At 43.6% G+C, this 19986-nt stretch carries 13 protein-coding genes; 8 read left to right on the forward strand and 5 right to left on the reverse strand.

Annotated features, from left to right (window positions below; all coding sequences use genetic code 11):
* Nucleotides 1-192: 192 nt before the first annotated feature.
* Nucleotides 193-1443 carry a hypothetical protein gene (locus MsAc7_RS05220; protein WP_338101872.1) on the reverse strand — a complete coding sequence of 417 codons (1251 nt, stop codon included), beginning with the start codon at nt 1441-1443 and terminating at the stop codon, nt 193-195.
* Between the two features lie 267 nt (nt 1444-1710).
* Nucleotides 1711-4701: a GLUG motif-containing protein gene (locus MsAc7_RS05225; RefSeq protein ID WP_338101873.1), complete on the reverse strand. Its 2991-nt coding sequence runs from the start codon at nt 4699-4701 to the stop codon at nt 1711-1713.
* A 433-nt stretch (nt 4702-5134) separates the two neighbouring features.
* Here MsAc7_RS05225 and MsAc7_RS05230 point away from each other — a divergent pair, with 433 nt between their 5' ends.
* Together MsAc7_RS05230 and MsAc7_RS05235 are read left to right on the forward strand one after the other, a co-directional pair.
* Nucleotides 5135-5464 (forward strand): type II toxin-antitoxin system Phd/YefM family antitoxin, encoded by a 330-nt coding sequence (locus MsAc7_RS05230; RefSeq protein ID WP_338101874.1) that lies wholly within the window; start codon nt 5135-5137, stop codon nt 5462-5464.
* Nucleotides 5464-5778 carry a type II toxin-antitoxin system RelE family toxin gene (locus MsAc7_RS05235; RefSeq protein ID WP_338101875.1) on the forward strand — a complete coding sequence of 105 codons (315 nt, stop codon included), beginning with the start codon at nt 5464-5466 and terminating at the stop codon, nt 5776-5778. The genes MsAc7_RS05230 and MsAc7_RS05235 overlap by 1 nt, the downstream gene beginning before the upstream one ends.
* Nucleotides 5779-5827: 49 nt before the next feature.
* Here the strand turns inward: MsAc7_RS05235 and serA are convergent, their stop codons facing one another.
* Both serA and MsAc7_RS05245 read right to left on the reverse strand, forming a co-directional pair.
* Nucleotides 5828-7402, reverse strand: coding sequence for a phosphoglycerate dehydrogenase (serA, locus tag MsAc7_RS05240; RefSeq protein WP_338101876.1), 1575 nt, complete (start codon nt 7400-7402; stop codon nt 5828-5830).
* Nucleotides 7403-7555: 153 nt separating this feature from the next.
* A complete protein-coding gene (locus tag MsAc7_RS05245; RefSeq protein WP_338101877.1) occupies nt 7556-9268 on the reverse strand; it encodes a glutamate--tRNA ligase in 1713 nt (570 codons plus the stop codon).
* A 329-nt stretch (nt 9269-9597) separates the two neighbouring features.
* Here MsAc7_RS05245 and MsAc7_RS05250 point away from each other — a divergent pair, with 329 nt between their 5' ends.
* The 5 genes from MsAc7_RS05250 (at nt 9598) to MsAc7_RS05270 (ending at nt 15967) form a co-directional block, all read left to right on the forward strand.
* Complete coding sequence (locus MsAc7_RS05250) at nt 9598-10719, forward strand: ORC1-type DNA replication protein (protein ID WP_338101878.1); 1122 nt, start codon at nt 9598-9600, stop codon at nt 10717-10719.
* Between the two features lie 211 nt (nt 10720-10930).
* On the forward strand, nt 10931-11728 hold the full coding sequence (locus MsAc7_RS05255) for a fumarylacetoacetate hydrolase family protein (protein WP_338101879.1): 798 nt from the start codon (nt 10931-10933) through the stop codon (nt 11726-11728).
* 295 nt (nt 11729-12023) lie between these two features.
* Nucleotides 12024-12332 carry a hypothetical protein gene (locus MsAc7_RS05260; protein ID WP_338103471.1) on the forward strand — a complete coding sequence of 103 codons (309 nt, stop codon included), beginning with the start codon at nt 12024-12026 and terminating at the stop codon, nt 12330-12332.
* A gap of 228 nt (nt 12333-12560) precedes the next feature.
* Nucleotides 12561-15431: a CYTH and CHAD domain-containing protein gene (locus tag MsAc7_RS05265; RefSeq protein WP_338101880.1), complete on the forward strand. Its 2871-nt coding sequence runs from the start codon at nt 12561-12563 to the stop codon at nt 15429-15431.
* 20 nt (nt 15432-15451) lie between these two features.
* The gene (locus tag MsAc7_RS05270; protein WP_338101881.1) at nt 15452-15967 is read left to right on the forward strand and encodes a hypothetical protein; all 516 of its coding nucleotides are present in this window, start codon (nt 15452-15454) and stop codon (nt 15965-15967) included.
* Nucleotides 15968-16313: 346 nt separating this feature from the next.
* On the opposite strand, the gene ppk1 is transcribed toward MsAc7_RS05270, so the two are convergent.
* Entirely contained in the window at nt 16314-18524 is a 2211-nt protein-coding gene (gene ppk1, locus MsAc7_RS05275; RefSeq protein WP_338101882.1) for a polyphosphate kinase 1, read from the reverse strand.
* A 238-nt stretch (nt 18525-18762) separates the two neighbouring features.
* Between ppk1 and MsAc7_RS05280 the strand changes: the two genes are divergently transcribed.
* Nucleotides 18763-19530, forward strand: coding sequence for a sugar phosphate isomerase/epimerase family protein (locus MsAc7_RS05280; RefSeq protein ID WP_338101883.1), 768 nt, complete (start codon nt 18763-18765; stop codon nt 19528-19530).
* The last annotated feature ends 456 nt before the right edge of the window (nt 19531-19986 follow it).

The raw sequence follows: 19986 nt of genomic DNA on the forward strand, positions 1-19986 counted from the left end.
TTCTGCTATCTTTCATCGAAATCCGAGAAAATCAAACGCAAAGCGTTTGATTTTTCGGGAGAGATTGCTTGATTTTTTTCAAAAAAGTGCCGAAGGCTTATTTAATTTTATTCAAAGGCTGCGAGTTGTCTTTCATGACTCAAAAACAAAATGTGTCGCCATAACGCGCGCGCCGCCGCCCGTCAAAAAATATCAATCGTCGTCTTTCACATTCGCCAGAACACCTTTAAGCCGGTCCATGACATGAACCCGGTTTTCCGGCTCGTCGAAGTAAACCGTAATGAGCGTCACTTGATTTCCGGACAAAATTTCCGCGACGATTTGACAGTATTCCTCGCCGTTTTCTTTGACTTTTCCGGAATAAGAGGCGCGGCAAATGCCGTCCTTGACAGGAAATGTTTCCGGCGGTTCCGCCGAACCTTCAAAAAGGTCGTCGTCAAAATCAAGCTGGGGCTCCGGCCCGAAAAGTGCCGTCATCCGGTAAGTATACCAATTTTTCTCCAAATTGTCATGATAAACATGGTCGCGCCCGTCCCGGTCTTTGGAATACAAAAAATACCCCGGAAACGGCAGAAGCAAATTTCCGAGACGCCAATGGACGTCGCTTTTTCGGTAACCGACCGGAAACTCCGACTCATAGGCCGCAAGGTTTGCCACCGATTTTGGTTTTGAACCGGCCAGATTGCAAATCTCCAAATACTCCGCCACCGGAAACGGAAGCGATGAGTCCATTTTCATCGCCTTTTCCAAATGCCAAAGAATATCCTGATTCACTTTTTTATCCGGCGGACTTCGGCGGCTCGGCATGAAAAAACAATCTTCCCAAAGCATTGACAGCGCTGAATTTCGATAGAAACGGGCGTCTTTTTCCCGGCTGTTCCAAATGAAAAAGTCTCCGGCAAACGTGTCAATCTCTTTTGCCCGGATCAACAAATTTTTCATGGAAAAACGACCGACCGGCGTTACCACTGTGTTTGGAATGTCGATCGGCTCATATTGTTCCGGGCCCCAACAAATGAAAACATTTCCGACCTCTGCACCTTGAAACTGTTCATAAACCGCCTGAACCAAATTGTCCAGCCAATTATAAAAGTGCTCCCGCCTCATCTTTTCAAAATCGCGGTGAGAATAATAATCTGTTTCATCATCGACCAAAACGTCAAGTTTGGATTTCACCATAAAAACGTCTAAAAAATCAACCGCCGCCGCATGAAAGCCGGGACCGGCGGCATTCGTTTGGCAATCACCCCGTAAAATCCCGTCTTCGTACCAAAAAACAATGTCTCCGGCTTTGCAAAAATGAATAAAAACAGCGTCATCGAAATTGCCGCTGCCCAAAAATTCAACATCATGCTTTTTGGACATATTTTTGAGAATTAAAAATAATTCCCGAATTTTTTCGGGCGCGCAGGGGCCCGATTGAAAACTGAATCCGATACTCATTTTGACCTCAGTTCATGAAAAAACGTTTTACTTTTGAATACAACATCACCGCCAATTCTTATAAACGTTTTTTAAAAAATGTTTGCTGAAAAGAGATTGAAAAACAATTTGAAAATTCAACCGAGCAAAAAGAAGGAGCAAAATAATGAATATAATATTTGGAAGTTCATTCGTGTTAAAAAAATAAGCCGTATGAAACGACGATTTATTCTGTCGTTTCATATGGCTTTTGAAACTTGGCTGTACGAATAGCTCTTGATGCAAGAATCAAATCGTAAACGTATCTCCGATTAATTCAAGAGCGTCGCCATCCCATGTCATACCGCTGGTACAACCTGACAATGAATTCAGATAGTTTAGACCCACAATACTGCCAACGGTCGTGCCTCCGGAAATGCTGCCGGTGGTGTCGCAATTCGTAATTTCGAACACCGTCGGAACCGGATAGAGAGCCGTATAGTAGGGATCATCAAAGTAAAAACCGCCGCCGATAAGACCGCCGACGCGGTAAGCGTCTGCCGGCACATCAACAACAGCCTCAACACGGCAATCTGAAATTAAGGTCGGATTGTCTTCATCGGGGGTACCGGAAAAGCCCAGCAAACCACCGATCAGGTCATTACCGGATCCGGTCGCTGTGATTGTAACATCGGCAGTACAGTTCTCAATGGAAGGACCGACAAAAACGCACCCGGCCAAACCGCCGAGTCCGTAACAATCGTCGCCTGTCGCTGTCACCGTACCGACCGCTGTACAGTCAGCCAGCGAGAAGCCTTCCAAACCGCCGCCTAAGACGCCGGCTGTGCCGCTAACGAGACCCATTCCATCGGGTTTAGGGTCATAAAGGAAGGAGATGTTTAAAACAACAATATCAGCTTCAGCATTGCATCCAATGATCTTTCCAAAGCCGTGGCCAACGCTGCCGCCGACGATACCACCGGCCATATTATGACCGGAAATGGTATTGTCGCCGGTCAAACTGATGTCTTCCAAGGTGCAATCGAAAGCAAAGCCGACGACGCTGCCGACCAATACCGCTCCCGTTACATCCGCATCTTCAACCGTTAAGTTGTAGAGGGAAGCGTCTTCTCCATCGGTTCCGACAACACATCCAAACAAGCCGACTGCAAAACCTGCCGGCTGATTAATGGTCAGGTTGGAAATCGTATGTCCGTTACCGTCAAAAGTACCGGTAAAAGCCCACGCCATATTTGGAGTTTCCGCATCTTCGGGAGCATCCGAAAGAGGAGCAAAGGTACCGATGGGTCTCCAATTCGTGTATTCGGAGAGGTCAATATCGTCTATTAAAATAAAATGCTTGTCTAAGTTGTAACGCACCTGATTCAGCTGTTCTGCTGTTTCAATTTGGTAAGGGTCAGAGAGAGTTCCATCCCCCGCCGCAGCGATCGAGTCAAGGGCAATCCACAATTCTCCGGTGATGTTTCCATCTTTTTCGCCATCATCCCAAACAAGTTCTTCTTCTAAGGCGATGTTAAGTTCGAGTCCTTCCCGGCCAAGCGCGTCATCAACCATAATGGCGCCGTAACTGAAAAGGATCGAATCATTAATAGAATCCTCATTTGTATCCAGAGAGGTCATCCCAAAAGAGATTCTATCTGTGATTTCTTTCGGTTCGTCCATTGCCGCATTTGTCATATAGACATGAATTCCACGGCTGGTTAACGTACCGGAATCCATCAAAACCCATCCGCCAACGTCTTCTCCATTTTCTATTGCGTCATCCATTATTTCTTCCAATTCACCATAAGCCGGCCCGATATTGTCGGACGTGAACAAGAAAAGATTACCGAATCCGATTGCCGGACGAAGAGGATCATCGTCTTCAATTGCGGTCTCAATGCAGAATTTAAATCCGCTGGGATAGACTCCGGAAGCGAGTTGATTTGGTTTACCGATTACATTTTCACTGGAACTGTTTTCCGCAACCGAGACTTCATGTGCCCACACAAATCCGTTCTCTTCTGCAAGGTTGATCTGGTCTGCATATATCTCTAAATCCGGCATCGTTAAAAACATGACCCCAGCTTCATTATTATCTTCATCGATAACTTTCGGATTGACATAAGGATACATCCATGAGACAAGCGTTTCTGTGGAAGGCGCAGCAAACCCGTCTTGAATATCACAATAGGTGTATGTCAAATAATTATTTCCCATCGTCGAATAGTCGCAAGCCAAAACAAGCAATCCGTTTTCCCCGGCGCCTTCTTCGGTATAAATGATCAGCCTGTCATTTCCATCGTCCTCATCATTATAGAAAGCGTATGAAAATGGAAAAGTTATATCTCTCGGCGCGTTTTCCATAAAGCCAAAATCTTCCATGAGCCAGCCCATATCGATGAATGTACAGAAAACCGTACTGTCCGGATTGAACTGTAATAATGAAGGGAAGTAATCTTTGCCCCATGTCCCTAACATGAATTCCATAAATTCCCGCTCGTCTTCAGGCATATCCTCCGGAATTTCTTCGGTGAGGTCCAAGCCCCATCCGATTTCTGCGGAACCCATGATAAAAATGCTATCAGACAATGTTGTATTCACATAATCGGAACGTACCAATGGTCCTTCTCGGTGTAAATTCGTCGATTCGCCATAACTCTTCCCGCCCGATTCAGTCGTCTCAAATTCTGTGAGCTGAATCAAATTATCGTTTATCACAACAAATTTACCGGGCGAAACCATGCCGAAATCATAATACGAAACAACAACGCTCGTGCCGTCCAAATCTTTTCTGACAAGATAGGCTCCGTCTCCGAGTCCGTCTTCAGGAATGCCAAAGGCATCCGACATTCCCGGAGGCATATTTCGGATCTCATAATCAAAAGTGCCATCCGAATGTCCTTTGAAAACAAGGGTCATACCATTTTCATCCGGGTCGGAAACCCATGTTCCGATAAAAGGATTGCTTACGGTTGCAAGCCATGGCGTTACACTGCCGCCGCCACCGGTCGAACTGTTTGCCACAATAACCGGCAAGGACGAGGAGGAGGAAGAAGACGCGTTGGACGATGACGTTGATGTATTGGTGTCATTTGTCGTTTCGTTCGTGCTGTTGTTGGTTCCTTCGTTTCCGGAAGGCGAGGATAAACCGCTGCCCGCCGATTCTGTGTCTGCATCTTGATTAAGACAACCCGCCATCATGGCAGTCAACAGGACAACAATAACGATCATAATCATTGAAACTCCGGCAAACCGGCGTTCTTTTTTTGAGGATGGTTTTTTTGTTCGAATACTCATAGTTAATCACAACCCCTCTTTTTTGCATGTACACTTATTCTGTTTGATCCGTTCGCATGATCTGTTTTGCATTCATCTGCCGGATTTTTCAAAACTCTTTGAAAGGACAGTTATTTAAAAACGGAAACAAAAGACCCCATACAAGCAAAAAATGAAAGACGTAACAAATCAAAAAACATAGGAATTTCATATATAAAAAGTTATTCGATTTAACGAAAATGTTAAGTCATATAAAATTAGATTTGACATACAGAATTAATTCCGACAAACAAAATATTGTGAAAATAAATTTAAACGATCACGATTGTTCGAATTTTAATTTTTATAAATAATTTATAGATAGATTAGTTAATTAAAAAATAAGTTAATTAATCGATAAAAAAGAAGATATTAAATATCATAACAGATTAAATTCGAAATACGAGGCAAAACCATGAACAACCGCTATCCATCTGTAAATTTACATCAAACATTTGTTCCCATCTCAAGATTTAATAAAGGCGACGCCAAAAAAATATTTGAAGAAGTCGATGCGACCGGCATGAAAACCGTTTTAAAAAACAACAAGCCGGTCTGCGTTCTTTTATCAATAAGTAAATATGAGGAAATGATCGAAATGATTGAAGATCAACTTTTATTGGAAGAAGCTGAAAGGCGGATGGAAAATGCAACCGGCGAAAAGAGATATTCTTATGAAGAAGTTCTTGAAAAGCTTGGAATTGATGAAAAAGATATTGAAAACACCGAGGTTGAGATTGATTAATGGCTTGGAAAATCGAATTTTTAAAAGAAAGCATACATGACCTGGAAAAACTCGACAAAACAATTAAAAATCAAATTCTTAAAGCCATCAAAAAAATATCCGAAAATCCATTACCTCACAGCGAGGGCGGCTATGGGAAACCACTCGAAAACCAAAAGAATACAAAACTTTCAGGTTGTTTCAAAATCAGAGTTGGAAAACACAGAGTCATTTACAAATTAATTCGAGAAGAAACCACAATGGAAATCTGTGTTATTTCCATTCGGGATGACGGGCTTGTGTATGAAATTGCTGAAAAAAGAGTAAATGGTTGAATAAAGCCTTGACGTTTGACTTTATTCAATTTTCTATTTTTAATCTAATTTAAATTCCCACGATCTTCGCGCTCAAAACGCCGTCAATCGCCGTCAATTTTTTGAGCACGTCTTCCGGAACGGAACTGTCCACGCTGATGACCATAATTGTCGGCTCGCCGATTTTCACATGACCGACTTGCATGCCGGAAATGTTGATGTTGTTTTGGCCGAGAACCTGACAGCACGGGCCGATCACATTCGGTTTGTTGATGTGGTCGGCAAAAATCATATACGCGGACGGGAAAACATCAATCCGGTTCTTATCGATTTGAATGATTTTAATATCATTTCCGACAACCGTTCCCGAAACACTGGTTGATTTGTTGCTGCCAAAAAGCGTCAGCGTGAAAACGGATGAATATTCATCGCTGGACTCCGATTTCTTTTCCGACACATCGATGCCGCGGGATTTGGCAAGCCCGGGCGCATTCACATAATTGACGCCTGCGCCGACTGCCGTTTGAAGGACGCCTTTTAAAGCGGCGAGTGTAATGGTCCGGGTATCTTTTCCGGCGATTTCGCCTTGGTAAGACAATTCAATCTTGTTGTAACCGGTACCGATCAGCGTGCCGGCGATTTTTCCCGTGGTTTCCGCAAGTTTCAAGTACGGAGAAATGACCGCCATGACTTCCGGACGGACGGACGGAATGTTGACCGCGCTTTTGGCACCTTCACCATTGAGTACGTTGATGATTTCATGCGCAATGTCGATTGCCACATTGATTTGCGCTTCGACAGTCGAGGCGCCAAGGTGCGGCGTCACAATAATTTTGTCGGACTTGAGAAGACGGGACCCGGTCGGCGGCTCTTTGATGAAAACGTCAATCGCCGCGCCGGCAATTTTTCCGGATTCGACGGCGTCCGCCAAATCTTCTTCATTAATGATGCCGCCACGGGCACAGTTAATGATGCGCGCGTTCTTCTTCATCACGTCAAACATGTTTTTATTGATGAGATTCGTGGTTTCCTTGGTGAGCGGCGTGTGAACGGTAATAAAATCCGCGCGGCGGCAGATGTCTTCCACCGTTGTTAACTGAATGCCCATGGATTTGGCACGTTCCTCCGACACAAACGGGTCGTAGCCGAGAATCGTCATTCCAAACGCTTGAGCACGTTTGGCGACTTCGGCGCCGATGCGGCCAAGACCGACGACACCGAACACTTTTTTGTTGAGCTCAACGCCCATAAATTTATTCCGTTCCCATTTGTCGGCCCGAAGAGAAGCGCAAGCCTGCGGAATGTTTCTGGCCATCGACATGAGCATCGCAAACGTATGTTCGGCAGCGGAAAGCGTATTTCCATCCGGCGTGTTCGACACGATAATTCCTTTTTTGGTGGCGGCTTCCACATCCACATTGTCCACACCGACACCGGCGCGGCCGATGATTTTTAATTTGTCCGCCGCCTCAATAACGCGGGCGGTCACTTGGGTGCCGCTGCGGATGACCAAAGCGTCGACACCTTTGATTTCTTTCACAAGCTCATCTTCGGAAAGGCCGGTTTTAACGACAACATCAAAACCGCTTTCCTTTAAAATCGAAAGACCCTCTTCCGAGAGCGAATCGCTGACTAAAATTTTCATTTCAAGATCTCCGACAATGGATACGAATTCATTATTGAATCTGATTGAATCTCTTCAAATCAATTAAACAAAGTAAGTCAATTAAGTTGCTGAATAAGTAAATAAATTTAATGACCAAATCATCAAACGACCGTCTGTTTTTGAATAATTCGTTCATTTGTGCGCGAAATACGCGACGACATTGTTGCCATCGACCGAATCAATCCGGCAGAAACCGAACCGTTCGAACTGAACGACTTTGTCGCGTTCCGCTAAGATTTGACGCTCGCCGATTCCCACGGATGTTTTTTCCGGCCCGAGAACGGTCACTTTGACACCGTCGGACGGCGCCCAATGAATAATTTTCATCTTACATTTTTTGGCGGATTCGGCATTGTTGTCCAAAAATTTCGCGCAAAGCGGCGATAATGACGTGATTTCCACGTTGGCCAAGTCTTTGAGCCGGATTTTAGAGCCGACAGACATTTCTTTTTTGTCTTCCGCCGTCACAAGAACCTTGCCGTTCACTTTGATTTCACGGACAGCATCGTGTTTATTCGGATGAAGCGGCGCTTTGGCGACCACGTCGCCAAGTCCATCAATTGTCATTTCAAGCGGATCTTCGACAAAGAACATGCGGTGCGCCACCGGATCGACAAATTTCCGGTTTTCAGCGTAAAGCGAATTCATGCTGATGCTGACATCGGTTTCTCCGACGCCCATTTCCACAATGAATTTTCGAAGCGCTTCCGGTTGGATTCCGCGGCGGCGAATCGCGCGGACGGTCGGAAGCCGGGGGTCGTCCCAGCCGCTGTATTCGCCCGCCTCAATCGACGCACGGATGCCGCTGGTGCTGAGTTTTCCGAATTCTTCAATTCGAACGCGTCCCCAGTGCATGGTTTTCGGATATGTCCACCCCAAATAATCGTAAATGTATTTTTGGCGCTTTTCACTGTCCTGCAGGTCTTTTCCACGAATAATATGCGTGGTTTTGAGAAGATGGTCTTCAATCGCACCCTCAAAGTCCAAAAGCGGCCAAACAACATATTTGCTGCCGACTTCCAGTCTGGGATGCGATTTTTTAAGAATGCGGAAAGCGCCCCAGTCCCGCATGGCCGGATCTTTGTGGGTGATGTCGGTCTTAATCCGAAGAACAGCTTCCCGCTCCTCATAGCCGCCGGAAAGCATTTTTTCAAAGTGCGCGCGGTTGACGGCTGCCGGCGTGTCCCGATGCGGACACGCTTGCTTTTTGTCTTTTAAACCTTTAAACGTCTCGCCGTCGCAGAAACAAACATACGCTTTTTCAAGATCGATCAACTGAAACGCAATTTCATAATATTTGTCCAGGCGGTCAGACGCAATCACAATTTGGTCGGGAACAACGCCGAGCCATTTGAAATCATCGACATACCAATCATAAGCCTCAAGCATCGGCCGTTTTTGTTCCGGATCGGTATCGTCAAACCGGAGAATAAATTTGCCGTTATAAGTTTTCACATATTCGGAATTGACGATCATGCCGCGGGAACTGCCAACCGTCGGCGGTCCGTTCGGGTTTGGCGCAAAACGCATCACGACTTTTCCCGACTCGGCGCCGGGAAGCGGTTTTAAACCTTTATCCGGTTCTTTTTTAACGGACAATTCTTCTAAGAGTTCGGGCGCCATCGCGTTGAGCCGGGCTTCCCATTCGGCCGGCGTTTCTTTGCACATCCGGTCCGTGATATCGGCAATGGCAGCCGACACTTCCGGCACCCGGTCGCGCAGATGCGGGCAAATGCCCATAATTTTTCCCATCACCGCTTTTCCTTGCGGGACGGCTTCGTATTTAACAGCGTTTTGAAGCGCATATTTTTCAATCGTGTTCAGGTCATTTTGGTCCAATGCCATAATTTTCTCAACCTTGAGGAAATTCTGATTCTTTTGAGTAAATGTGATAATGAGATAGAACGATTAATATCTTGGTATTTAAAATATGCTTTGCACCGCAGTAAACATCATAAATATGGATGATAAAGAGAAGGAACCGGTCAAATTTTAACGACGGCGCCGCGCGCGTTACGGCGGCAAGTTATACATCTCGACAAAATCCGGCTTCCGTTTTTTAAAGAAAAGGAATTGATTCGAAATACCGGTTTTCAATTTTCAATTACCTTTTATAGAATAATACCCCATTTAAATAAAAAATAAAATGCAAAATCAAACAAATCGGGATTTTTATGAAAGAAAATAATATGTTGATGTGGGATGAGACTCTTTTTAAGGAATCCGATGTTTTTGAGTTGGATTATTTGCCGGACTATTTCCCGCACCGCGACTCACAATTAAACGCCATCCGCTATGCGCTTAAGCCGGCCATCCGGGGCGGACGTCCTCTCAACTGTCTTCTTTTTGGCCCGCCCGGCACCGGAAAGACAAGCGCTTCTCTCAAAATTTTCGACGAACTCAAAGAATATACCGATAAAGTGCTCACGGTGAAAGTGAATTGTCAAATCGATTCCACCCGGTTTGCCGTGATCTCCCGGATTTATAAATCCGTGATGGGTGTTGCGCCGCCGGCATCCGGCGTTTCTTTTAACCGCATTTTTGACAAGTTAACCAAAAAGCTCATCGATGTCGATAAAGTTCTTGTTGTCGTTTTGGATGACATCAATTATCTCTTTTATGAAGGGCATGCCGACGAAGTGATGTATTCGCTTCTGCGCGCCCACGAGCAATATCCGGGCTCAAAAATTTCCGTCATCGCGATTGTCAACGACCCCGAAGTGATTTACGGTTTTGACAAACGCGTCAGTTCCGTTTTTCTTCCGGAAGAAATTGAATTCCCGAGATACGAACTTTCCGAAATCAAAGATATTTTAGACGACAGGATTATGCGCGGCTTTTTCCCAAACGTCGTGACCGACGACGCGAAAGACCAAATGGCAAATTTTGTGAACGAAAGCGGCGATCTTCGGGTTGGCGTTGACCTGTTGAAGCGGTCCGGTCTCAATGCCGAAAAACGAGCGTCTCGAAAAGTGGAAATTGAAGACGTGAAAAAAGCGTATTCAGCATCCCGTTCTTTGTATATTACCCGAATGTTTGCAAACCTGACCGATCACGAAAAATTAATTATCCGCCAAGTCGCCGATACCAAAGAAATATCCGCCGGAGACTTGTATGAAAAATTCAACGCGGAAACAAACATCGGTTACACCCGTTTTTATGAAATTATTAATAAAATGATTTCGGCCGGCTATGTCACCGCCGATTTCTCCGGAAAAGGCTCAAAGGGCCGGACCCGGATTATCCGTTCCGCTTTCAAAAAAGAAGAGCTGGCCGATTTGCTGAAAGAGAAGTAAAATAAAATTAAAAATATAAACGGCCGGTACGAATGAAAAGATTGAATCAAATGATTTCGGAACGAAAAGCGGAAAACGTGTACATGGACATGAAATATAACACAAAAAAGAGAAATTGACCGCCGGTTAAAGGAATGTGCTATAAAATGCGTTGCTGCAACGCGCGCGGCGCCGCCAAAATCAATAATGAGTTAAGCAAGAGATGATTTTTATGTTCGGACGGTTCCGATCTTTGGATGAAAACAGCGATATGGAAGTTGATTTTGAGGGCGATGTTTTTGACGGCATCGTTTATCCGGCGCCGGAATATCAACATTTGGATGACGAATACGCGCTGTCTTCTCTTTTGATTTTGTCGCCGGTCCTTCCTTCTAAAATCATCTGCGTCGGACTCAATTATTCGGATCATGCCCGGGAATTGAACATGCCGGTTCCGAAAAATCCGATTTTATTTCTCAAACCGCCGACGGCGCTTTTGCCGCACAATGGATGTATTGTTTATCCGGGCGCCAGCAAACAAGTGGAATATGAAGCGGAATTGGCCGTTATTATTGGGAAGGATGGCAAAAATATATCTTCGGAGGACTCAGACTCTTATATCGCCGGATTTTCATGCTTTAACGACGTGACGGCACGCGATCTTCAAAAAGAAGACGGACAATGGACGCGCGCCAAAAGTTTTGATACGTTTGCGCCGCTCGGACCGTTTATCGTCACGCCGGAAGAGTTGGAACAACAAAACCTGAATCCGGAAAATTTGAATATTCAAACCCGAATAACCGATCGGGATGGAAATATTCGGGTTTGTCAAAACTCAAACACGGCGGAATTAATTTTTAAAATCCCAAAGCTTATCGCGTTTATTTCAAACATAATGACCTTAAAAAAAGGAGATGTCATCGCGACCGGAACACCGCCGGGGGTTGGTCAATTGCTTCCGGGAGAGACGGTAGACGTTGAAATCGAAGGCATTGGAATACTTTCAAATACTGTGATTGAAGATTTTTGAAAAATGCGGTAATTTGAAAAATTCAGAAACGAAAATTGAAATCGTGAAAATATAAAATTAAACATACATTTTTTTCCGAAACCATTTTATATAAAAATTCAAATTAATTATTTTTTTGTGAATCCATAAAAAAAGAGATAAAAATAACAAAAGATGATTTTTATAATAATAAAATGAGATTATAAAAATAGAAATATGATCCTATGTTAAACCATTAATCATGTATAATCATCAGATAAGTATAAATATTGAATGAATGACACTTAACTTAGCGATAAAACTGTTTGTGTTCCTCATGTTGTTTGAACAAGCCTACACAGAATTAGAATTAATTGACAGGCACATTCTTGTCTTAAAATTTGTCGTTGAACGGGGACCCATCGGTATTTTAAAATTGTCTGAAGAAACCGGAATGCAAGCGCACAAAGTTCGTTATTCTCTGCGCATTTTGGAACAAAACGGACTCATCAAACCGTCACAACAAGGCGCGATTGCCGGTGATAATGTGGCTCCTTTTTTGCAATGCGTTGAAGAACGGTATGAGTCCATCCGAAAATTGGTGGGTGCCATTGAAACGACGGAAAAATCGATCCAAAAGAACTGATTTTAAAAATTAAAAAATAAAATTTGATAAAATTTCCTGTTTTGTTTCAGATTACTGTTCTCTGTTTTGCTCATTTTGATCGTCCTTTTTCTTTTCGGTGGCTATTTATACAGAAAAAGTGTCTTACTTAAATAAAATATAAATATCAAAAATAAAATTCGATGATTTCTGTTTTTGATAAAAACAATTGTTCAAAACAAAATAGCATTTAAGATGGAAGGAAAGAACATGGAAATTGAATACAAATTCGGTGTTTTAAAGCCGGAAACACATGATTTTTTAAAAACAATTTCAAAAACAGGTTCTTTTACAATTGAAACAGGAAATCCGGCTGTTTTTTCAGACACGTTTTACGATACGCCCGATTTTTTGCTGCTTTCCGTCGGCTATTATTTGCGCGCGCGGGAAGAAAAGGGAGCCGATGAAATTGAGTGGACGCTGAAAAGCCGCGGAGACCGGAAAGATGGCGTTCACAAGCGCATGGAAGCCAAACAAACTCTGCCCAAGAATTCGGCTGTAAAAGACATCAGCAACCCTGATTTTTTGAAAAAATTAACGTTTGCCATCGGCGATTTTGATTTAATTCCCGTTTTAACGATCGGACAGGAACGTATGTTCAGAAATGTTAAAACCGGCGTCAATGAACAGGAACAGGTTTTAGCGGAAATGGCTGTTGATTGTGTTTATTTAAAAATTTTCGACCAAACGCACACTTTTTTCGAGTTGGAAATCGAACTCAAAAACGGCACGGAAGGAGATTTAAAAGATTTTGTAAACACGATTAAATCGGAGCCGTTGATTCAAAACAACATTCGAACGAATTATTTATCAAAATTCGAGCGCGGCTTGATTCTTTACTTCAACCGCGACAAAATCGACGGACGGGTCAATCCGGCGTTGGCGGAACAAAAATATTCAATCGACAGCGGATCCGAATCTGTTTTTGACACGGTCTGCCCCAACTTTTTACAGCCGTCTGAAAAGGCGGCGCTTATTCAAATTTGTGAAAAAGATTATTCGACCGACTTTTCGGATTACTTCGGCAAAAACGGTTTATTCGGCAACGATTCGGACGTTATTTCGGATGTTTTTCAATTCAAAGCGTCCATGATATTGGCACTGGACAGCGGTCTTTCCGTAAATTTCGCCGCCCAAAAATATAAAACATCCCCGGAAGACATCGTAAACATTTATCAAGCATTTTTGTCGGCTCGGCTGTCCCTGTTTCCGTTTGTCTTTGAAAGCGCTGAAAACCCGGCCTTTTACCTTCAAAAACCGATTTCGGACAGCAAGACATGGACGGCGGAAGAACTGGCGGTCTGTTACGGCGCCGATATTTCAGATATCCGCATCGTAAAAGCGCGTTCCGAAAACATGTCTTATTGGGCGGATTTTTTTGCGGGCGACCGCTCAACAAAGAGTGAAGCGCAAAATCGGATTTTAAATCATTTGGCCGTTCTTTCCGGAATCGGGCAAGGAATTTCCATTGAAAGAGACGGAAATGTCATCCGGGATATCATTCTCACGCACCCGCTTAAAGAAACAACGCTCAATGAACTCAAAATGATGAGTTTGGCGTTCATTCTTGAAAACATCAAAAGCCCGTCCGAACTCAAAATTAAAAACGCCATTCAAAACGCCGGTTTCTTTGTTCCGCCGGCTCTTCAAAGAAAAGCGCTGGTTGACGCATCATTTTTGCAAATCGTCAACCGGTTGGAAAAGGAAAAGGCATCCATTCGGGAAATCGTGTCCGTTGAAAGAAGCCGGATTGAAGAAACGGATGACTCTTTTGAATTGAATCTGGAAACGGAAAATGAAATCTTTGAAATGAGAAGCGGCTTCACCGAAATGGAAGGCGGCACCGAACCGGCTTATTCGGTTGAAAATGAAACGGCGGATGTAAAGAAAGACATTTCTGAATTTGAGAAAATGGTGGAAATTTACTACACGGCCGACAAAAAAACAAAACCGAAAAAGGGGTGGTCATCTCTTTTTAATTTCGTGTTCGGAATCCCGGTCCGGTTTATTCAAGTGAGAAGCGGCGCGTATGAAAAAGACGGCGAAAAATTAACGTTTGACCAAAAAATTTCAGCAAACGAAAAGAAAAAAGCGGCTGAAAAGATTTCATGCGACGATATAATGGCCAACGCGTCCGAAAAGATATTTTTGACACAACTTCGGGAGGTCATCAAATGCGAACCCGGCGTTATTGAAGGAAAAGAGATTGAAGCGGTTCACGATATGCGTGTCGCGCTTCGAAAAATGCGTTCGTCGGTGACAATCTTTTATGAATTTTTGGACCCGGCATGGATTTCAAAAACCGAAGACAATCTCAAAAAAACGCTGTCACCGCTTGGAAAATCGCGGGATTTGGATGTTTTGTTGGAAAAGACGGACGCCTATTTGAAAAACAAGAATATTCAACCGGCGCGCCTGAATATTTTTTATGAATTGGTTGCCGCTGATAAGGAAAAAGCGCATGAGGCTGTTGCGGATTATTTGAACTCGGACGACTATTCAACTTTCAAAAATAAGATTCAGAAGACATTAACCAAGGGACAATACATCGGGATACCGGCCATCAACAAAAAGGGAGATGTCGCCCCGTCCCGCGTGGCGGACGTTTTGCCGCAAGTTTTGTATGAAAAAGCGGCCGGCATTACCGCTTATCATGAATGGCTGGACGGTCCGTTCATCTCAATCGATAAGCTTCACCGGCTCAGAATCGCCGCTAAAAATTTCCGCTATACGCTTGACTTTTTCAAGGATTGTTTGGGCGATACCGCTGTGAAATTGACGAAGGAATTCAAAGAATTACAAGATATTTTGGGTGATTTTCACGATGCTGTCGTCGCTGTTGACGCGATTGAAAATTATATCCGGCGCCTTGAAGAAATGAAACGAAATTTGAACAGCGGTGAAAATGAAAAAGAAGTTGCCGAATTTGAATCTGTCCTTGCCGAACTGCTCAAATATAAAACATACCGGGAAGAAGAAATTGAGTCGCTGTTGCTGAAGTTCCGCGGTGTTTGGAAAAAAATGGACAGAAAGTTTTTCCATGAACGTATTTCAAAAATCATTGAAGAATCCGGATTTTAAAATGAATGAGAGGTTTTGCCGTGTCCCAAAACAAAGAAGAAATGAAAAAAAATCAAATCAAAAGGAAGAAAAGTAAAAACGAAAAGACGGCGCGGAAAGGCAAAATAAACGAAAAGAAGGAAAAAATCGGCGCCGCAAAAAAAATCGGAAAGGCGAATGTCAACTTTCGTTTGCCGGAAAACTTGAGAATTAAAATCGACGCCGAGAAAAATCCGAATGAAGTGATTTCAACCGCTTTGTCCGAGTATTATTCCGGCCTAAAAAGACGAGAAGAATTGGCTGTTCAGAGGGAAATCGACAACAACATCATCGAAGTCCAACGCCGCCACATTTCGGACTTAAAAGACCAACTCGCCGCCGCCAACCGGAATTATGAAGAATTGATTCGGATTCACCAAGCGTATATGCTTCAGGTCCAGCCGTTGATTGAAAGCGCCAAAGAAAACGAAAAATCGGTTGAATTGACGATTCCGGATGAAAAAATGCCGGAACCGCAAGCGGTGCCGAAAAAAAAGTGGTATCAGTTTTGGAAATAAACAAAAACGCTTTAATTATTTTTTTCTTTTTTTTGTTCGGCGCCGCCGTGCGCGTTAAGGCGACACATTTTCGCTTTGAGTCATAAAAACCGTCCTGCCATTTTATTAAATTAAAAAATCTTCCAACAAAAGCCTTCGATTTGTTGCCCTGAGTTGCATCTGCTGTTTCCAATTTCCAGTTTGCATCTGCTGTTTCCAATTTTATTATCTTTCAAGATATTCCGAGAAAATCAAACGCTTTGCGTTTGATTTTTCAAAAACTGCCCGCTGTCTTTTGAATGCAAAAGAAAATGTGCCGCTGTAACGCGCGCGTATGGCGCCGCCCGAAAAAAGAGAGGACTGAAAATCAGTCCCACTTATCCTGATTTGTCATCATCCAAATTTGAGAATCAAGCGGCTCGGCGCCGTCGGAGCGTTTGTACCGCGTAAACGAACCGTCGGAAAGACCGACTCTGAGTTTCACGTTGTCTTCCAAATGCTTTTGAAGAATCACGTCTTTGATTTTTCGGAGATAAGCGGCGTTCACCGGGAACAAAAGCTCAACGCGGCGGTCCAAATTCCGCTGCATTAAGTCGGCGCTTCCCAAATAAAGCTCTTCATTTCCGTTGTTGTAGAAATAATAAGCGCGGGTGTGCTCAAGGAACCGGCCGACAATGGACGTGACACGAATGTTTTCGCTGATTCCCGGAAGCCCCGGTTTGATACAGCTGATGCCGCGGATTTGAAGATCAATTTGAACGCCGGCCATCGACGCCAAATAAAGTTCTTTGATGCATTCCGGATCGACCAAAGAATTCAATTTGAAAAGCATGTAGCCGTTTCCGTTTTTTTGATGACTTTCAACTTCGCGCCGGATTTTTTGAATAAATTCACTTCGAAGCGAATTCGGCGCCACCAGCATTTTCCGGTAATCGGTCTTTCGGGAATAACCGGTGAGGCTGTTAAAAATATCAACGACGTCCTGCCCGAGAACCGGGTCAGCCGTGAAATATTCAAAGTCCGAATACACTTTAGCCGTTCCCGCATTGTAATTTCCGGTGCTCATGTGCATGTACGGCACAATCGTGTTGCCTTCCTGACGAAGAACCAAACACATTTTCGCGTGTGTTTTCAAATTCGGGACGCCGTAAACAACGTGAATATTCGAGTGCTCCAGTTCTTTCGCTTTTGAAACATTGTTTTCTTCGTCAAAACGGGCCTTGAGCTCAATGAGAACAGCCACCTGTTTTCCGTTATCGGCCGCATCTTTAAGGTATTGAATAATCCGGGAATTGCGGTCCACTCGGTAAAGCGTGATTTTAATCGCCACCACATCCGGATCCACTGACGCCGCTTGAACAAAGTCAATCATGCTGTCGAAACTGTCGTACGGGCGGTAAATCAGAACATCTTTTTTCTTGATTCGGGAAAAAATATCAAGCTCTTTGGAAACGCTCAGATACTTTTTCTTTTTGGGCGCAAACGGCTCGAATTTAAGTTCCGAGCGGTCAATGCTGCAAATTTCCGAAATGGAAACCAAACCCACCGGCGACTTGAGCGCTTCCACTTGGGACGAACGGAGTTTGAGGTTTTCAAGCAAAATTTTCAGGACGTAATCCGACATTCCGTCATTGATTTCAAGACGAAGCGGCGGCCCGAAATAATTAACGCCCGACTTTTTCTCAATCGATTTGAGAAGGCTGAAGTCGCCGTCGTCATCAATGCCCAAGTCGCCGTCACGCGTAATTCGAAAAGCATGGGCTTCTTTTATTTTTTGTCCCGGAAAAACCATGTCCAGGTTTGCCAAAACCACGTCGTCGATCCATATGAAATTGTAAGCGTCGGATTTTGACTTTTTCATGCCGGCCGAAAACGGAACCGGAAATTGGGATTCCGGCAGAGAAGAATTAGAAACCGCCAAATCCTCGCGATCCGGAATCAAAATCAACCGCTTGACGTTGGACGGAATTTTGACGCGGACGAAAACGTCGCCGTAAAGCGCGTCCGACAAAATGACGGCAAAATTAATGCTTTGGTTGGTGATGTATGGAAACGGATGGCTGGAATCATATGCCAGCGGCGTAAGCTGCGGGAATATATTGCGCCTGAAGTAATCGGTCAAATACTCGATTTGATAATCCTGAAGTTCATTGTATTGCAGGATGTTGATGTTGTTTTTCTTAAGTTCCGGCATCAACATGTCTTCCCAGCAAAATTCCATCTTTTTAAGCATGACCGCCAATTCGGAATAAATTTGCTGCATGTCAAAATAAGCGCGGTTGGCTGTTTCAAGGCTCATACCCTCTTCCAAAACGCGCTTGTGAACGGTTGGAATTCGGACCATATAATATTCGTCCAAATTGCCGGCATAAATCGATAGGAAACGCACCCGTTCAAGAAGCGGATTGCTTTCATCAAGCGCCTCTTCCATGACGCGCATATTGAAATGAAGCCAACTGAAATCCCGCTCCACATAAAGTGTCGGATCGTCCAAATTGATGCTGTGAGCCGGAAAAGCGGAGGACGGAAGAGTTGTTTCCGGTTCGGGTGAATTGTTTGATTGAATCGGAGGGGACATGAGAACACCTGAAAAATATGAATCGGAATTGTAAAATTGTGTTTTAATTGAAGTTTTGGGTTTTAATTATGAGCTGCCATCATATAAGGTTTCGGTATTGAAAATATAGAGAAATATGGAAAATATTGAAATAAAAATTAATAATATTCTAAATAATATAAAAATTTATTGAATAAAATTTAACATGACACATTAAAAAACCATTACGCTTTTATTCAAAAACAACATCCAAAAAGACATGATTGGTGTTTCAACGCTTGCTTTATTTGACAAAGATCTGGACTTTGCGCTTTCCGAAATCGAACAATTTGCCGGTTTTGCGGAAATATTTTCGGAAGGAAAACATGACATTGTCGCGGATTTTAAAAATAACCCAAACTATGAATGTCTTTTTTCACACAACCTTTCTTATTCCGTCCACGCGCCGACGCAAGACGTCAATTTGGCAAGCTTGAGGGAAGAAATCCGCCGGGCCGGACTTGAAATAATTTCTCAAAGCGCCCGCGTTTGTCAAGAAATCGACGCGAACATTTTGGTTGTTCATCCCGGATACATGCCGCAAAACAGCACCGGACTTTATGAAAGTTCTCAGGCGGCGCTTTTAAAATCTCTCCGGCAGCTGGCCGAAATTCGAAAGGAAACGGGCGTCAATATTTGCGTGGAAAACATGCCGAACGCTGAAATTTTTCTGTTCCGGTACCCGGATGAAATCAATTTGGAAGAGGAGGATCTGTCGTTTGTTTTAGATATCGGGCACGCGCATACGACAAACACACTGGACGCATTTTTAAATCGGCGAGTCAATCACTATCACATTCACGACAACGATGGAAAATCCGATTTGCACCTGGCGTTTGGGGACGGAAACATCGGGGATCTGATGCTCAATAAAATAATTCAAAAATCAAAAAAAGAGAACTCGATGCTGATCGCTGAAAACAAAACAATTCATGACGCAAAAAAAACGTTTAAAATTTTAAACTCAAAAATTAGACAAATATTATAATTATCCAGTCGATAATATATATCGATTAATATAAATATGATGAGCTGCGTATGTTGATTTGTTAAGAAGATTCAATCTTCGCCGGCTTTAAAAAGCGGCTCGGCATCCGTTTGAAACCCGAACGGATATACCCGAAAAACGGAAAAATCAGGGAATCAAACAAAATCCAAAGGAAATTCCAACAAAGTCCAACCCCGACTTTAAACCCGGGAACTCATCCCGACTCCAACTTCGGAAATCTGACCCCGAATCCGAAGGAAAATCCAAAAAGATCCCGACCGAAAAATGTCGAACCGGAAATCAAAAAACGGAACCGGACTCACTGCGTTAAAAACGATTTGAAAAACGGACCGGAAAGTTTGGTTGACCGGCCAATTGAATAGATGGAACCGGCAATGGAATAATTCATTTCACCGGTTTCGCTTCTTAACATAAAAAAACTTGAAAACATTAACA

It is taken from the genome of Methanolapillus millepedarum (assembly GCF_032594115.1).
GTDB lineage: Archaea > Halobacteriota > Methanosarcinia > Methanosarcinales > Methanosarcinaceae > Methanolapillus > Methanolapillus millepedarum.

Coding starts and splice junctions, on each gene's coding strand:
- MsAc7_RS05220 (WP_338101872.1), bottom strand. CDS start 1,443: ATGAGTATCGGATTCAGTTTTCAATCGGGCCCCTGCGCGCCCGAAAAA.
- MsAc7_RS05225 (WP_338101873.1), bottom strand. CDS start 4,701: ATGAGTATTCGAACAAAAAAACCATCCTCAAAAAAAGAACGCCGGTTT.
- MsAc7_RS05230 (WP_338101874.1), top strand. CDS start 5,135: ATGAACAACCGCTATCCATCTGTAAATTTACATCAAACATTTGTTCCC.
- MsAc7_RS05235 (WP_338101875.1), top strand. CDS start 5,464: ATGGCTTGGAAAATCGAATTTTTAAAAGAAAGCATACATGACCTGGAA.
- serA (WP_338101876.1), bottom strand. CDS start 7,402: ATGAAAATTTTAGTCAGCGATTCGCTCTCGGAAGAGGGTCTTTCGATT.
- MsAc7_RS05245 (WP_338101877.1), bottom strand. CDS start 9,268: ATGGCATTGGACCAAAATGACCTGAACACGATTGAAAAATATGCGCTT.
- MsAc7_RS05250 (WP_338101878.1), top strand. CDS start 9,598: ATGAAAGAAAATAATATGTTGATGTGGGATGAGACTCTTTTTAAGGAA.
- MsAc7_RS05255 (WP_338101879.1), top strand. CDS start 10,931: ATGTTCGGACGGTTCCGATCTTTGGATGAAAACAGCGATATGGAAGTT.
- MsAc7_RS05260 (WP_338103471.1), top strand. CDS start 12,024: ATGTTGTTTGAACAAGCCTACACAGAATTAGAATTAATTGACAGGCAC.
- MsAc7_RS05265 (WP_338101880.1), top strand. CDS start 12,561: ATGGAAATTGAATACAAATTCGGTGTTTTAAAGCCGGAAACACATGAT.
- ppk1 (WP_338101882.1), bottom strand. CDS start 18,524: ATGTCCCCTCCGATTCAATCAAACAATTCACCCGAACCGGAAACAACT.
- MsAc7_RS05280 (WP_338101883.1), top strand. CDS start 18,763: ATGATTGGTGTTTCAACGCTTGCTTTATTTGACAAAGATCTGGACTTT.